The 15,785-nt window shown below is 49.4% G+C and carries 14 protein-coding genes and 1 tRNA gene; 13 read left to right on the top strand and 2 right to left on the bottom strand.

Translation table 11 applies throughout. The features are described from left to right. The first annotated feature begins 157 nt into the window (after window positions 1-157). Window positions 158-244, top strand: a tRNA-Leu gene (locus CA600_RS05445). Window positions 245-246: 2 nt separating this feature from the next. Here CA600_RS05445 and CA600_RS05440 read toward each other — a convergent pair. Next, on the bottom strand, window positions 247-1,515 hold the full coding sequence (locus CA600_RS05440) for a site-specific integrase (RefSeq protein ID WP_094869252.1): 1,269 nt from the start codon (window positions 1,513-1,515) through the stop codon (window positions 247-249). 77 nt (window positions 1,516-1,592) lie between these two features. After that, on the bottom strand, window positions 1,593-1,868 hold the full coding sequence (locus CA600_RS05435; RefSeq protein WP_094869251.1) for a helix-turn-helix domain-containing protein: 276 nt from the start codon (window positions 1,866-1,868) through the stop codon (window positions 1,593-1,595). Window positions 1,869-2,843: 975 nt separating this feature from the next. Between CA600_RS05435 and CA600_RS05430 the strand changes: the two genes are divergently transcribed. The 12 genes from CA600_RS05430 to CA600_RS05380 all read left to right on the top strand — a co-directional run bounded on the left by CA600_RS05430 (window position 2,844) and on the right by CA600_RS05380 (window position 15,754). After that, window positions 2,844-3,872, top strand: coding sequence for a hypothetical protein (locus tag CA600_RS05430; RefSeq protein ID WP_094869250.1), 1,029 nt, complete (start codon window positions 2,844-2,846; stop codon window positions 3,870-3,872). A gap of 133 nt (window positions 3,873-4,005) precedes the next feature. Continuing rightward, a complete protein-coding gene (locus CA600_RS05425) occupies window positions 4,006-4,833 on the top strand; it encodes a ParA family protein (RefSeq protein ID WP_094869249.1) in 828 nt (275 codons plus the stop codon). Further along, on the top strand, window positions 4,781-5,161 hold the full coding sequence (locus CA600_RS05420) for a ParB N-terminal domain-containing protein (protein ID WP_441339150.1): 381 nt from the start codon (window positions 4,781-4,783) through the stop codon (window positions 5,159-5,161). Before CA600_RS05425 ends, CA600_RS05420 begins: the two co-directional genes overlap by 53 nt. Before the next feature lie 580 nt (window positions 5,162-5,741). Next, window positions 5,742-7,556, top strand: coding sequence for a reverse transcriptase/maturase family protein (locus CA600_RS05415; RefSeq protein ID WP_094869248.1), 1,815 nt, complete (start codon window positions 5,742-5,744; stop codon window positions 7,554-7,556). Window positions 7,557-7,733: 177 nt separating this feature from the next. Continuing rightward, window positions 7,734-8,243: a hypothetical protein gene (locus CA600_RS05410; RefSeq protein ID WP_218832759.1), complete on the top strand. Its 510-nt coding sequence runs from the start codon at window positions 7,734-7,736 to the stop codon at window positions 8,241-8,243. Window positions 8,244-8,326: 83 nt separating this feature from the next. Beyond that, a complete protein-coding gene (locus CA600_RS31135; RefSeq protein ID WP_179281538.1) occupies window positions 8,327-8,497 on the top strand; it encodes a hypothetical protein in 171 nt (56 codons plus the stop codon). A gap of 2 nt (window positions 8,498-8,499) precedes the next feature. After that, window positions 8,500-9,111 carry a hypothetical protein gene (locus CA600_RS05405; RefSeq protein WP_094869247.1) on the top strand — a complete coding sequence of 204 codons (612 nt, stop codon included), beginning with the start codon at window positions 8,500-8,502 and terminating at the stop codon, window positions 9,109-9,111. Window positions 9,112-9,155: 44 nt separating this feature from the next. Continuing rightward, window positions 9,156-10,265, top strand: coding sequence for an SAF domain-containing protein (locus tag CA600_RS05400; RefSeq protein ID WP_094869246.1), 1,110 nt, complete (start codon window positions 9,156-9,158; stop codon window positions 10,263-10,265). Window positions 10,266-10,276: 11 nt separating this feature from the next. Beyond that, entirely contained in the window at window positions 10,277-10,975 is a 699-nt protein-coding gene (locus CA600_RS05395) for a hypothetical protein (RefSeq protein WP_094869245.1), read from the top strand. A gap of 14 nt (window positions 10,976-10,989) precedes the next feature. Next, complete coding sequence (locus CA600_RS05390; RefSeq protein ID WP_094869244.1) at window positions 10,990-11,829, top strand: hypothetical protein; 840 nt, start codon at window positions 10,990-10,992, stop codon at window positions 11,827-11,829. Beyond that, entirely contained in the window at window positions 11,826-13,688 is a 1,863-nt protein-coding gene (locus CA600_RS05385; RefSeq protein ID WP_094869243.1) for a Flp pilus assembly complex ATPase component TadA, read from the top strand. The genes CA600_RS05390 and CA600_RS05385 overlap by 4 nt, the downstream gene beginning before the upstream one ends. Continuing rightward, the gene (locus tag CA600_RS05380; RefSeq protein WP_094869242.1) at window positions 13,685-15,754 is read left to right on the top strand and encodes a hypothetical protein; all 2,070 of its coding nucleotides are present in this window, start codon (window positions 13,685-13,687) and stop codon (window positions 15,752-15,754) included. Before CA600_RS05385 ends, CA600_RS05380 begins: the two co-directional genes overlap by 4 nt. Window positions 15,755-15,785: the final 31 nt, after the last annotated feature.

The raw sequence follows: 15,785 nt of genomic DNA, 5'->3' as shown, positions 1-15,785 counted from the left end.
GCGGAATTGGCAGACGCGCACGGTTCAGGTACTTGCGCGAAAGTCGGTCGTAATTCCTCAGAATCCGCGTTGTTATGCGGTTTTATCAGTAGTATTGTTTCAAGTTCTCTCCTGTAGTTCTCTCCGTTTTCTGAGAGGCACTTGAGGGGGAAAATGTGCGGTCATGGCGGAATTGGCAGACGCGCTGGCTTCAGGTGCCAGTGGTAGCAATACCGTGGAGGTTCGAGTCCTCTTGACCGCACCACCCTAAGAATGAACCAGCTCTTGAATCTGTCCTTGCGACGGTTCAGGAGCTTTTTGCATAATGGGGATCTGCAACGTGCTGCTCATGACCTGTGCCGACGATATCTTGGAACTGTAATCCAGATGAGCATAAATGTTAGCCGTCGTGGAGTAGTGACTGTGCCCCAGCCATTCTTGAATTTCTTTCAGGCTGACCCCATTTGCAAGCAGTAAACTTGCACAACTGTGGCGAAGATCATGGAATCGAATATGCTTTAGCCCATGTTTCTGAAGAACAATCGGAAAATGTTGTGTGATATATCCCGGTTTGATTCGATCTCCCAGTTTGTTTACGTAGATGTAATCTTCATATTTGTAGCAATAAGAGTCTTTGTACAAAGCACGATTTTGTTGTTGCTCCTCCCATAGTCGCTTCAAAAGTTCAAAGAAGGCGGGTACGAGAGGTAAAGTTCGATAACTGGATTTGTTTTTTGCACGGTCTTTCTCCACAGTGATCTGTTTCCCTTCATAGGACACGGGAATGACGGTGTGGCGTATGGAAATCGTTTGATGCTGAAAGTCGATAGCGCTCCACTTCAATCCGACTATTTCGCTTCGTCTGATGCCGTAAAATGCGGCTAAGTACACGCCCAATTCCACAGGATCATCTTTCACGACTTCAAATAGCTGATTAAGTTCCTCGATATTGTAATAACTTCCGATAAACTGTTGCTTCTTAGGCCGATCAACCTTATCTGCTGGATTGAAAGGAATCATGTCCATCCGAAAGGCGTGCTGCAATGCTTGACGAATATTGGCATGATACTTCTGAGCAGTGTGGGCTGTGATCTTGTACTGGTTCAGGACAAACCGATAGAAGTCTTGCAAATGCTTCGCTTGAAGTTCTTCCAGCAAGATCCCCTTTTCTTTGAAATAAGGAACAATCTTGCCCTTCACATTAAAACAATAAGCCGCATGAGTAGTCACTTCAACCCGATACTTCATCATGTCTAGCCATTCCAACATGAAATCGGCGAACAGAATGCCGGTTGGACTTTCTTCTTCAGGTGTTGCTTCTTCCTCAACTGATGGTACTACCTCCTCCTCAACGGATTCAGAAGGACTTTCAAAGTTCTTTCGTGCATTTTGCAGCATACTCTCTGCTTTCTTCTTATTTCCCTTTGTCGGCAGCCCAGTTGCAATCCACTTGGTTTTACGTTTACCCTCTTCATCTTTGTAGTTCAGCACAATATAGTAATTGCCTTTCTTTTCTTGTAGGTGGCCTGCTACCATTTTGTATCCCTCCCAGGATAGCAGCCCCGGCTTCCTACCATCGACACTTTAATTATAACAACGGAATCAAAGATGATTCAAAGCTGTAAAGTGTCATGATCGCGTGGTGTGCCAAGGGCCAAGTTTTCCTGTAAATAATGGATGATGCTCAGCTTCGGGATTTTGTAAAAGCGACCGATTCGAAAGTGAGCGATACGTCCTGATTGAAGTAATTTGCGGCCCGTTTTTGTACTAATACCGCCTAGCATGTTACACATTTGTTCGACCGTCACGACATCGGGCATGGTCTGAAAAAGAAGTTGGTAAGGATCGGGTTCAGGCTCAACAGCGGATTGAATTTGATTATCTGGCATAGGCAAGCTCCTTACGAGTTGTCAAATACATGGAGACTCTGAAATGTCCCTCTACTATCCGTTTCATTTTTTCGATGAAATCGGACGCTTGAGAGAAAAAAATTTTGTAAACATTAAAAATAGAATTGCTTGAGTGCGGAGGGGGCGTCTTCGGTGAGAATCTAGGGAATTGGAGGGGCATCAATAGAGAGGCGAATATTTGAGCGTATCTTCTATCGCAGAATCTTTCAAACCTATGTATTGGATGCAGTTACATCATAATCGCGGCCCACCAAGCTCTCTGAAGAGCCTGATGTGGCCGTTTTTATTTTTTCAAACTTTTTTTGAGAGAAGGGTCCGATATGACTCCAAAAATGAAAGGGATAGTAGAGGGAAAAAACCTCTATAGCTCTTTGACAATCACATAACTACTCATCCGGTACGTTCCCCGCATGCCCGAAAGGGAAAGCCATTTTGCAGGTACGCCACGACCATCCTTTTTTATAGGGTGTTAGCGATTACTACTTATGCAGAAAATAAATGATGGTATCATTTAGGCGATAATCCATGCGGAGGGATAATGATACTTCCGTCTAGCCACAGATATCGCAATGGGGGCGGCTTGCAGTGATCCTGGAAGAGGCGAGAGCCTATGAGGACGGTTAACCGCCGTTCACTAGATGAGTTTATTTAATCGATACATGTCCTTGTTCTGAATTAATTGATTGATGTGTCTAAGGTGTGTTATGGCGGCAGTGAGATTTGAAATAATAGATTGTCAAAGTGAATACCGAACGACTGATACTTTTACGTTTCTTGTGTTTATAAGTTTTTATGGATGGGGAACAACGATGGAACCGTTGTTTATGAACGTGATTTTGCCAGTGAAACTAGTTATAATGGGCATAGAATTATATTAAATCCATTTCCTGCGAAATTAAATTATGAAGTAATTGCTAGTTCATATGCACAAGATTAACCTTAAGGAGATTTTTTATGTTGCAAATGAGGTATTCTACTCAACATTTTCCACATCACTTTAAGTTAAAAGATGGATGGCATGACTTACACTTCGGTTGGGCAGACGTTTTACACGCAGCGCTAACTGTCGGTAGAAAAAGTTGGGATTGGGTTATGCAATATTCTAACTATTCTATAAATGAAATGTCTTTCAGGATCAATATGATTGAAGCTTTTTTGTGTGTAAGAGGGAATTCTGTTGTTAGAACTCCAGCCTTCGCCAATTTAGACCCATCAGAAAAAACAGCAATCTCTTACTTTCTTGGCCTAGTTGGAGCTAAACTGATTACTCATAAGAAGTTCGATGTACCATGGCTGATGCACGTTGATGTGTATGTAAACGCATCTGCTGGAACAGATAGAATAACTATTAAGAAGTGGAGAGAAGATAGTAATGAACGGCCCGATTTAATTGGTATTAATAAAAGGGGAGAATGGATAGTCACTGAAGCCAAAGGTAGGCAAAATCATGTTTCGAGTGCGTTAGATAAAGCCAAGCAACAGACACTAAATTTGAAGAAAATTGATGGTGAATACCCAGTACTTCGGTTTGGGATGTTAACCTATTTCAAGAATGAGATTTGGACAAGTGATCTTGTTGATCCTTATGAATTTATTGAGACTGCTCCCAACTTGGACATTTCAAAAGGACAGTTCTTTAAGGATTATTATGCTCCTATATTTGCATTGTTAAAGTCGCGAGGGGAATTATTAGAGTTAAATGAGGATGGGTTCTATACTGCTCAATTACCTAATACAAAATTGATAATTGGACTCGATTCTTCCATCTATAATGTAATGAATGGTGCATTACTAGAACAAAAAGAATCATCTCCTGATCGATTATGGAAAACTATCACTTTATTTAGCAATTTATATAAGTTCAATGATCGTGACGATGATAATAAATCAATATTTGAGTCGTTGATGGATGAAAATGAGTATGAAAATAAAAATAGATACTTCATAGGTCATGATGGAATTATGGTTGGTATTCTTGAGTAATTGAATATCCAAGACAACGTCTCCCACTTTACGGGGGCGTTCTTTTTTTATATAGATACTCTTCGAGAAAGCCGATTGTCTGAACTTGAATGTTCAGCGCAATCGGCTTTTTGCATGAAAGGAGACTTATAGGATGGTAAAAGTGATTGCTCTCGCCAATCAGAAAGGCGGAGTAGGCAAGACGACAACGGCGGTCAACCTCGGTATAGGATTGGCGGCTGAGGGCAAGAAAGTTCTGTTGGTGGACGCGGATGCGCAGGGAAACCTAACGGATTCGTTGGGCTATCATGAGCCGGATAGTCTATCCATTTCACTGGCTACGATGTTGGTGAAGGGCATGACGGAGGAACCGTATGAACAGAGGGAAGGTATTCTGCATCATTACGAAGGTATCGACCTGATGCCAGGAAATATCGAATTATCGGCAGTCGAGGTGGCGCTGGTCAATACGATGAGCAGGGAAATGATCATGCGCACGTACATCGATTCCGTTAAGGCCGATTACGATTATATCCTAATCGACTGTATGCCTAGCATGGGCATGATGACGATCAATGCATTGGCAGCGGCGGATAGCGTCATCATCCCGGTACAGGCGCATTATCTGCCCGCGAAAGGTATGACGCAGCTTTTGCAGACGGTTGCCCGCGTTCGGCGCCAAATTAATCCGAAACTGGCTGTGGACGGTGTGCTGCTCACGATGGTAGATAGCCGAACCAATTTTGCCAAAGATATTGCTTTTGTTCTTCGCCGGGATTACGGGGATAAGCTACGCGTGTTTAATACCGAAATCCCCCTGTCCATTCGCGCGGCGGAAACAAGCGCTAAAGGCAAAAGCATCTATGCCCATGATCCGAAGGGACAGGTTGCTGAAGCCTATACTGCATTTACGAAGGAGGTGCAGGACATTGGCAGCGAAAGAAGATCGACTCGCCAGCATAAGGCTGAGCAAAGTCGATGATTTGTTTACAACCGACGAAGGCCGGGCAGATGCATATCGGGAAAAGGTGATGGATATTCCTTTGGTTGAAATCAGTGATTTTCCCGGTCATCCGTTCAAAGTAAGAGCAGATGAAGCAATGCTGGAAATGGCGGATAGTGTCAAGCAATATGGTGTTCTTGTTCCCGGTTTAGTTCGTCCAAAGGCAGAAGGCGGCTATGAAATGGTGTCCGGCCATCGTCGCAAGAAGGCAAGCGAACTGGCTGGAATGGAAACAATCCCTTGTCTTGTTCGTGAATTGGATGACGATCAGGCGACTATCATCATGGTGGACAGTGTGCGCCCGTAAGCAACCCGAAAGGTGTTGCGCGGAGCATTTGGATGTTGCCTTAAGCAAGCAACAAGTGAAAATATCAAAGTGCTATCAGGCACAACTTGCCATCGACAACTAACCCGGCGGGGAAACCCAAAAGGAAAAACAGCATGTTGTTAAAGGCATAAGTCAGATTAACTTCCAAATCTGCGACTGAATGCCGAGATGGAAAGTCATGTATGAGGATGAAAGCTAAACTGCTTGAAGGGCAGTCAGAGATTGGGGCTAATCATCCCCACGGCGAAAGGAAGATGATACGCCGTTGTTCCGGCAGAACGTATTTTGCTGTCTGCTATCTGCGAGATATTCGGAACAAATCAGCCACAAGAAGTGGAAAATGACGAAAACCCCATCCGACAACATGACAAGCTTATCCAAGTGTCTCTAAACGGGGATTGCCTAAACTGAAATGCCCACGGGCTATTCACTATTAAGGTGATGAATATTCAGCATGGCAACGGAGCCGTCGTAGTAGTCCGAGAGCGTTAACGGCGCTCACATGGCGAAGGGCGGCAGTCTATCTTTCAATACAAAATTGGGAAGGATGTGTGAGACATTGAGAGAACCCATGAGCGTATTGAAAAGTCTTTCAGAGAGAGCAACAGACAAACAGTACAAATTTCAGCGTCTATACAGGAATTTGTACAACCCGGAATTCTACTATCTTGCCTACCGCAACATTAGAAGCTCCCCGGGCAGTATGACGCCTGGAGTGGATGGTACAAGCATAGATGGTATGAGTGAAAAGCGCATAGAGGCCATTATCCTGTCACTCAGAGATTTCAGCTATCAGCCAAACCCGGCGAAAAGGACATATATTGCGAAGAAAAACAGTAGCAAGAAGCGTCCGCTGGGTATCCCGTCATCCAACGATAAATTGATACAGGAAATTGTGAGAATGCTGTTAGAGAGTATCTATGAGCCTAATTTTTCGGATTGCTCGCACGGATTCAGACCAAAAAAAGGCTGTCATACTGCTTTACAGCAAATTCAAAACAGTTTTACAGGTATCAAATGGTTTGTGGAAGGCGATATCAAGGCATGCTTTGACAGCTTTGACCACCATGTACTAATCAGCATACTCCGCAGAAGAATCTATGATGAAAATTTCATTGCGCTCATATGGAAGCTGTTAAAAGCAGGATATATGGAGCAATGGCAACATCACAGGACGTTTAGCGGCACAGCGCAGGGTTCGGGAGCAAGTCCAATACTGGCGAACATTTATTTGTCAGAGTTGGATAGCTTCATGGAGCAGTATAAGGAAAGCTTTGATTACGGCTGTAGCCATGCTAATCCCGACTATGCCAAAGCCGCAAGCAAGCTATTCTACATCAGAAGAAGGAACCGGAATAATTGGGGAAATTGGAGTGCGCTTGAACGTAAAGAAGCGCTGCTTATACAGAAGCAGGCACAGGATACACTTCATTCATTTCCCAGCAAACTGCAATGCGATACCGGGTTTAAAAGGTTGCAGTATTGCAGATATGCTGATGATTTCATCATTGGTGTAATCGGTTCACGCGAAGATGCTGAAAAACTGAAAACGGACCTAAAAGAATTTCTGCACACCGCCCTGAAGCTAGACCTGTCGGACGAAAAAACCAAGATAACGCATTGTCTGGATAAAGCGGGCTTTCTTAGTTATGACATTACGCTATCTAATTCTACATCCATAAAAAAGGACAAGCGTGGTCAAATGCGTAAGACAAACAGTGGAACGGTCAAACTGTATGTGCCTAAAGAAAAATGGCTGAACAAGCTGAAAGAGTACGGGGCTATCGCAATCCGGCAGGATGATCGTGGCAGAGAGAAATGGGTTACACTTCATCGAAGTGAGCTTGTTAATCGGACTGACATAGAAATCCTGTCCAAAATCAACGCTGAAATACGAGGTATGTACAATTACTATTGTATAGCCAACAACGCAACGGTCATAAAAAACTTTGCGCACAATTTGGAATACAGCATGTACAAAACCTTTGGCTTGAAATTCAAGTGCAGCGTTAAGAAAGTCATTGCTAAATTCAGTCGCAACGGCGTATTTGGCGTAGCCTATGAAACGAAAAGCGGAAGAAAATTCAGTGAGTTATACAACTCAGGGTTTAGACGTAAAAAACGTGCAATCCCATTTGACACTGACACCCTGCCGCAATACATCTATTATGGGCGACCAGATCAACTGCGTGACCGGCTGAAAGTAGGGGTTTGCGAGCTATGCGGAATCAACACAGAAAGTCCCCAAGTCCATCACGTGCGAAAACTTAAAGATTTAACTGGTAATACACCGTGGGAAGAAATGATGAGAGTAAAACGGCGAAAGACGCTCGTTGTTTGCTCTGCTTGCCACGAGAAAATTCATCTCATCTGAAAGATGATAGACGGAGAGCCGTATACACCGAGAGGTGTACGTACGGTTCGGGGGCGAGGTCACGGAAACCTGCTGTAGCAATACAGTAAGGCGCTGTTGACCTTAGCCTACAACCTGCAACGAGAGCATATTTCACCAAGCGAAAAGGCGTTTGCCTATAAGATGAAACTGGCGGCAATGAATAGGCAAGGACAGCGTACTGACCTAACTTCCGCCCAAGTTGGGCGGAAGTCGGGAGGGAAGGAATCGCGGGAGTTACTAGCTGAACAGGTCGGGGAAAGTAGAAATCAAATTTCTCGTTACATTCGCCTAACCGAACTAACCGCCCCGATTCTCGAAATGGTAGACGACAAACGGATTGCCTTTAATCCTGCCGTTGAACTATCTTACTTGGCCGAGAAAGAACAGCAAGCCCTGTTCGATACCATGCAAGCCGAGGATTGCACACCTTCGCTGGCACAGGCGCAGCGTATGAAAAAGCTCAGCCAGGATGGACGGCTTAACGTAGATGTCATCTTTTCGATTCTGACTGAAGAAAAGCCGAATCAGAAAGAAAAAATGAGTATCCAGATGGAGCGGATCGACCGCTTTTTCCCACGAGACTTTACGGAAAAACAAAAGGAAGACCTGATCGTGCAATTGCTGGAAGGTTGGTATAAGAGGCGACAACGGGAGCACGAACGGTAATTTACCCGTTGTTGCTCTGTTCATGCGCACTCTCCCCTATCGGAGAGCTTTTTTTATGCCCATTTTCGGGGAGGAGATCATGAGTGGACTTTACGAAAGGAAAACTCCGTCAATATGAACACATGATGAAAGAAAGGCCGGGTTTTGCGCGTAGTAGGCCGTCTGAGGAGGAAGAAGAGCAGCTTCGCAAGCAAGCTCAGGAAGCAGAAAGTGGGCGCAAGAAGCGTAACCACAAAAAACGTCGGGAGGACTGACGATGGCGCAAGAGAAACGAATGGCTGGCGACTATGAGGTCTATCAGGCGCTGCCGATTGGCAGGGTCGAGGTCATTTTGGGCATCGATATGGCGAACACCGAGAAGCCCTATCAGGTTTGTTACTGCGACCAGAACAATTTGTTTGGTGTTGATCAGTTTTACGGTGCTGAAGGATTTGCGGATTATCTGGAGGCGATGCAGGAGTTTACTAAGCTCATGCAGTGGGAAATGGAGAAACTCCAGACCGAGCGTTCTGCCATCCCGAAGCCGATGCCTCCGATCCAACCAGCTCAATGCCTGCCCCTCAAAAGTGAGGATGATCTCATGGGCAGGATCGTCGTCGTTCGCCCGGAATGGCTGCGGCCGGAGTTCCGCACGGCAGACAATCAGCTTATTTGGGTAACGGGCGGCTTCGGGGCTTCTGGCAATTCACGCGGACGGTCCGTCTTTGCACAAACACTCTATTCCGGAGATGAATTCCGCTATTACCGGGAAGACCTCATTGGCTTTCTGAAGCCGGAGCATACACCGACGTGGGCAACCGAGAAGCTGGCACAGCTTCAAGCAGAGAAAGCCCCATCGAAGCCGCGTCCGCGAGACGAAGCGCGTTAATGAACCGCAGATTCTTCTATTTAGATGAAGGGAGATCGTGAACGATGTCATGGACGTATCGACACCGCAAGACGCTCATCATGGGCGCTATTGCGATCAGCGTGGCGCTTCTGGTAGCCGCCGCCTTGAATTTGCTTTTGCAGTACAACGACTATCAACAAGAGCAAGAACAGATGAAAGAGGCGTATGAGCGGCAGATTCAGCAGTTGAAACAGGAGGAGCAGCAAAACAAACGAGAGGTCTGGACAACAGCCAAAACGATACCGGCAGGCGTGGCGATCAAAGGGGATGACCTGAAGGCTGTTCCGATGCCCGTCAGCTTGGTTCCTCCGGGCGTTATGACCGACAAGGAGAACATCATCGGCAAAAGCGCTAAGATCGAGCTTGCGCCGGGCATGCCGCTGCTTTCCTCACTGTTGCATGAAGGACAGCCTATTCCGAAGGATTTGCGCATACAGGAGTTCCAGGTTATTCAGTTGCCCTCTAACCTTAAGACTGACCAATATATAGACGTTCGTATCGGCTTTCCAACCGGCGAGGACTTTGTTCTCTTATCTAAAAAGCGGGTGGAGGAGCTGTCCGGTACAGTTGTGTGGCTGGAGCTAAGTGAGATGGACATCCTCCAATCGTCCAGTGCCATTATTGATGCTTATTTGCAGGGCGCGCGGCTGTATGCCCTACCGTATATCGAGCCGGGCTTGCAGGATGCTGCCGTGGTCAACTATCCAGCCAATCAGATGGTACTGAACCTGATGGAGAACGATCCTAATTTGCTCGAAACGGCAAAAACCGAACTTGCCCACACGCTGCGCCAAACGCTGGATGGCAATTTGAAGGCGGTTAGCGAATCGGACAAGCTGCGTGTCACTAGCGGTAGCGTAACCGTGCAGCAGCAGTTGCAAAACGAACGAACAACGACACGACTTGGGAATAACATGAGCGCAGCGCAGCCTGCCAGCACGCCGCAATTGGAAGAATCGACGGTTCCGACGAGTGATCCGCAGCCAATCATAGGTGACGCTGCTCGTACAGAAACTTCCGTCACAGCGGACAGTCCTTCTACCGATTCGCCTTCGTTGCCATCGGATACGCTCCCGGCGACCGAAGCGCCATCGGCAAGCGGAGATCAGTGGGACGACATCTTCAATCAATGAGGAGTGCGGACATGAAAAAAATCATTTTTATCGGCGCAGCGGATAAGACGCATGTCTTACTGGTGCTGGGCCGTTTGCTAGTTGCGCTTGGGCATAAAGTGCTGCTGGTGGATTCTACCGTCGCGCAGGCCATTCGAGGGTATCTGCCGCATGCTTCTGTGGGGAGAGCCGTTCAGGACTATGAAGGTATGGATGTGGCCTACGGCTATTTCACACCTTGGCAGCTTGAAAAAGGCTTAGATGAGACGCCCAGCTACGACATCATGCTAGTGGACACCGATCATACTGAGTTTGTTCACCCCGCTGGCTTGCATCATTTTAATAAACGAGTATGGTGCTGGGACGGCAAGCGGTTATCGCTGGAAAAAAACGAGGAACTGATGCTGCGACTAGGTTTGCAGGATGCGGAATCACCTATTACGTTTTTTGAAATGCTTGATCCTGCTATACCGGGTCATCTGGCAGCTTGGCGAGCCGAAATGCGGATGCGGCATATTCAGTGGGAGGAAACCGTGTTTCGCTTCCCATTGGACGAGCGTGATGCAGCCGTCGATTTGAACAATCAACATCACGGCCGCATCGACCTTCGAGGGCTGACCGGAGCCTTTCGCGAGGTGCTGCTGACGATGCTTGAACAGCTTGGCGAATGCGATCGCAAGGCAGCGCGGCGGGCTTGGGCGATCGCTCGTAAGCGCGTGCGAGTTTGGTAGAGAGGAGAACACCCATGGGAGTTACCGTTATATTTTGGAGTCCCGTACCCGGTCAGGCCGGGACAACGACCAATCTGATCGCTGCGGCAACGTGCTTGGGACTGGAACATTCGGCGCGACTGCTCCTTCTCGGGCATGTGCCAAGCAGTTATGCTGCTGTTGAGCGAGCGTACTATCGACCTGCCGCAAGAAATGATAGTTATACCCCGGACACGGGAATTGATGCGCTCTTGCGTCTGCTGAAAAACCGCAAGTTGGAGCCTGTTATGCTTCACGACTATGCCCATCCGTTGTTGCGGGATCGTCTGGATATTTTGCCCGGCTCCATCAAGCAGGAGGATACCTTTATCGAAACGGCAAAGGAATGGCTCACACCGCTGCTTGCGGTTGCCCGCCGCGCTTACGATGTGGTACTGCTGGACGGTGGGAGCGGCAGCGAGTCGGCTTGGAACGAAAAATTGCGACAACAACCGGATGTATGGGTGGTTTGCTTGCCGCAAAACCATCTCCTGCTGGAGCGATTTTTTCAATCGGAAGAAGCAGCGATGCTGAAACACCGAAGGACGCTGTTCGTGTTCGGGCAATACGACCCCTATTCGACGCTTACTGTTAAGAATCTCATGCGCCAATTCCATATGGGCGCGTCCGTCTATCCGGTTGCACATAATACAGGCTGGCTGGACGCGGTACAGCATGGCGAAGCAACCCCTTACTGGTTTCGCAACCGGAAGATAGCAAGCGGCCATGAGAATCACCTGTTTGTGCAGCAGGTGCGCCGATTGGCGAAGGCCGTGATCGACAGCGCTGGTGCAAGGCAGCCTCTATTCGGCGGAATGGAGGGCGATGCGCCATGATGACCCTGCTCAACGCCCTGATCCTGATCACTCTCATGTTACTATCAATGTTCTTCCTTTACCTGCGTCTGAGCCGACGATTGCCGGAGCGGGCAGACGATACGTCGGTCTATACGCTGGAAGCGATGACCGCTTTCGTGAAAACGGCGCTTCACGAATTGACCAGCAGCAACCTGGCTGACTTCGGATTGTCGGAGGAAGAATACCGCCGCCGGAAAAGCAAACGGGCGGAGCTGAAAAAGGCGCTTCGCGGATGCACCTCCGGTGACCTGCGGGACAAAGAATACGTTAAGGAGATCATCGCCGATCTGCTCTCGCAGCGCTATGAACTGGACGATGCGCATTTGCACCTCCTGCTGCCTTTCCATCAGCCGGAGTCCCTTACCGCGCAAGACCAGTTTGATATTCTACTTTACACGTACAAAAAGGAAGCCGGGCTTCATGCGCTTGATCGGCTCATTCAAACCTATGAATGGGATAGGGAAAGACGAAACGAGGAAGGTCAGCTTGAAACGTATCGGATTACGGCGGAGGACATTCATAGCGTTTTCGTCCGTGAAGCCCCTCTGTTGACGACGGACGATAAGCTCCAACTTGTCGTCCAGCGGATTTATCAGCATTACAAAGGCTTCAGCGTCGTGGACGAGCTGCGCGACATGCGTGTGGACGGCGTATCCGGAGGCGTATCGGGGTTGCCGCCGCTCATGTGGGAGGGCGAGTGGTCGCTGGAGGAGGACGATCAGCTTCAATCGCTGCCCCGTTCGCATGACAGCGTATGGCTGTTTTATAAGGGGAAGTCCGTCCACCTCAGCTTCCTGTCCTTCGGCTCCGAGCAGGAACTGCGGCGCGTTTGCCAGATCATATACAAGCACAATTTTCCCGGCCAGTTGTCTGAGGCCAGTGGGTTTAAGGTCAATGAAATGGCAGACGGCTCCCGCGTCGTCGTGCTGCGCCCCCGGTTCAGTGAATCGTGGGCTTTTTTTGTGCGCAAATTCGATGTGCAAAGCGCGACACTGGAGCAGCTCATCCAGGACGAAGGCGCGGAATTGCCGATTGGCCTGATTCGTTATTTGGTGTCGGGTGCGAGGATCACCGCGATTACCGGCGCGCAGGGCAGCGGTAAAACGACACTTCTCATGGCGATGGTGCGCCATATTCCAGAAGTACTGCCCATCCGAGTACAAGAAATGAGCTTCGAGCTTCAACTACGCAAAATCTACCCGGAACGCAATATCGTCAGCCTGCGCGAAACCGAGACGATTTCCGGCCAGCAAGGGCTGGACATCCAGAAGAAGACGGACGGCTCCGTCAATATTTTGGGCGAGGTGGCAACCGATCCGGTTGCCGCTTGGATGGTGCAGATGGCACAAGTGGCTTCCTTATTCACGCTGTTTACCCATCATGCGAAGACTTTTCGTGATCTTGTTCTGTCGTTGCGCAATTCGCTGCTTAAAACTCGCGTTTTCAGTAACGAGCGTGTTGCCGAGCAGCAAGTCGTCAGTGTCGTCAATTTCGATATCCATCTTCGCCGCGACCTGGACGGACGGCGCTATATCGAGCGTATTACGGAATGCGTCCCGGTACCGCAGGAGGCGGCGTACCCGGAAGCCTTTCACGGGAAAATGACGAAGGACGAACGGATGGCCGCCTTTATGGATACGGCGCTCGAATACTTCCGCCGCTCGACGGATCGTCCGCTTTATTCAGCCCGCAACCTCGTGGAATACCGCGACGGACGTTACGTTGTCGTTCATCCATTGTCCGAGCAAAGTCGCTGCGAGATTGCGGAATACCTGAGCGGCCCCAATCAGGCCGTCTTTGATGCGTTTCTGGCATCCCATTGGGGGGATGAGTCATGATGCGGGAATGGCTTTCTCCTCTGCTTGGTATCGCAACCGTGCTCTTTCTTGCCGCTGTTGCGGCCTTTCTGTGGCTGTCCCGGCGCAATTCGGAAGTGGCGGCAGTCCGGCGCTACGAAGCGCTGCGCAAGCCAGGGAAAGCACCTCGCAAGCAGGCGGTTTACAGCTTCATGCAGCAGCTATATCGCGTTTGTGAGCAGATACCAGTTTTAAGAACTTACCTGCAGTATCTTCGCAGACGATTGGTCATCCTGCGGCTCGCGGACGAATGGAAGCTGCGGCTTGAGGTGATGAAATCGGCGCTACTGATGTGGCTTGTCCTGCTACTGGCCGCGATTCCGCTTGTCCTTGCGGTGCGCGACCCTTTCACACTGGCGATGCTCGGCATGGGGCTCTGGGTCGGACACGGCATCCTCGCGGATATGGGTGTCCATCGGCTTGAAATGCGGCTGCTGCGCCAGCTTCGCCTGTTTCTTGGGGACGTGCGGCATCACTACCATCGTCACGGGATGGTGGAGGAAGCCATTTATGAAGCGGCGGACAGCGAGTCGTATGAAATGGCGCTAAACGGGCAGGAGCTGTACGACATGCTGACGGACAGCAACGCCGAAGATAAACTAGCGCAATATGTGGAGCTTGCCCCGAATCGCTATTTGCAGGGCTTTGCAGGCTTGTCGTATCTCATCAAGGAGCACGGCGACCAGCAAACCGATACCGGATCGGTCTACCTCAAGGGACTGGAAAAGCTTTCTGTCGAACTGAATCTGGAGTTGCTTCGCCGCGAGCGCCTCAGTTTCTTATTACAAGGACTGACCGTTATCGCGCTGCTGCCGCTGCTGTTTACCCGGCCGATTGAAGCCTGGGCCAGTCACTTTTTTCCGACAATGGACACGTTCTACGCCAGCGCTTTCGGCTGGGCCGTCAAGCTCTGTCTGCTTGTCGTCGTGTGGCTATGCTACGTGCTGCTGCGCAACCTGTCGGAGCTGGATGCGACCGCAAGACCTACCAGCCGAAAAAGATGGGAGCAACGGGTTTACGGCTGGCCGTGGATGTGCTGGCTATCCCATCGGCTAGGGCCGGTTCCCGGCTCGCGCGAAGCAGAACGCATGACGCGGCTGCTCAAGGATACGGCCTCTCCCTTGCGTCTCGAATGGTTTTATGTGCAGCGGATCGTGACCGGGGCCGCTGCATTCTTGGCGGTATTGGGCTTGTTCGTGTCCTTGCATGCAGCAGAGCGGCATCAGGTGTTGTATGCGCCAGTAAAGCCGGGAACGCTGTTCGGGCAGTTGTCCCCGGAGGAGGAAACGAAGGCACGGGAAGCCTCCGCGCTGGATCGCAGGATGCTCGATCAATTGAAGGAGATGAGGCCGCGAAACGAAAATAGTGTCTTCAGCCTGCTGCGCAATGACCCGGCCGTACAAGTCAAGGAGGATCAGCTTCGAGAAACGGCGCGGCGGATTCTGGACAAGCTGGAGAAGCTGGAACAGCCTTTTCTGGCGTGGTGGGAAGCGTTTCTGGCTTGCGCTGCGGCGTGGGGCGGATACGCGCTGCCGGTCGGTATCAGGCTGTTCCAGCGGCGTATGCGGCGGATGGAGATGAAACACGAAGTGGATCAGTTGCAAGCCGTCATTGCCATGCTCGCCGGAATGGATCGGATGTCGGTGGAGCAGATTCTGATGTGGATGGAGCAGTTCGCGCAGGTCTTTAAGGAGCCGCTACAAGCGTGTCTGCTTCATTTTGAACAGGGCGAGGAGCAGGCGCTTGCGCAGCTCAAAGAGGATGCGCCGTTCCTGTCGTTTGTTCGGATCGTCGAAAAACTAGAGATGGCATCACAGCATTTGACAATCCGGCAGGCGTTCGATGATCTCGAAGCAGAGCAGGCGTTTGCGCGGGAGCAGCGCAAGCAGGAGTACGAGCAGTTAATTGAACAAAAGGCAGGGTGGGGCCGCTGGATTGGGTTTGCTCCCTTGATGACGCTGATATTCGGGTATTTGGTCATTCCGCTTGTCGTCGTCAGCCTGCACCAGATGACCGTGTACTACGATCAACTTAATCGCATCCAGTAGTCTGTGAAGACGTTTTCCCTTATCAACGGGA

This window comes from Paenibacillus sp. VTT E-133280 (genome assembly GCF_002264385.1).
In the GTDB taxonomy this organism is placed as follows: Bacteria; Bacillota; Bacilli; order Paenibacillales; family Paenibacillaceae; genus Paenibacillus_AQ; species Paenibacillus_AQ nitricinens.
Note: the sequence above shows the minus strand (reverse complement) of the source record. Positions and strands in the feature narration are given on the sequence as shown.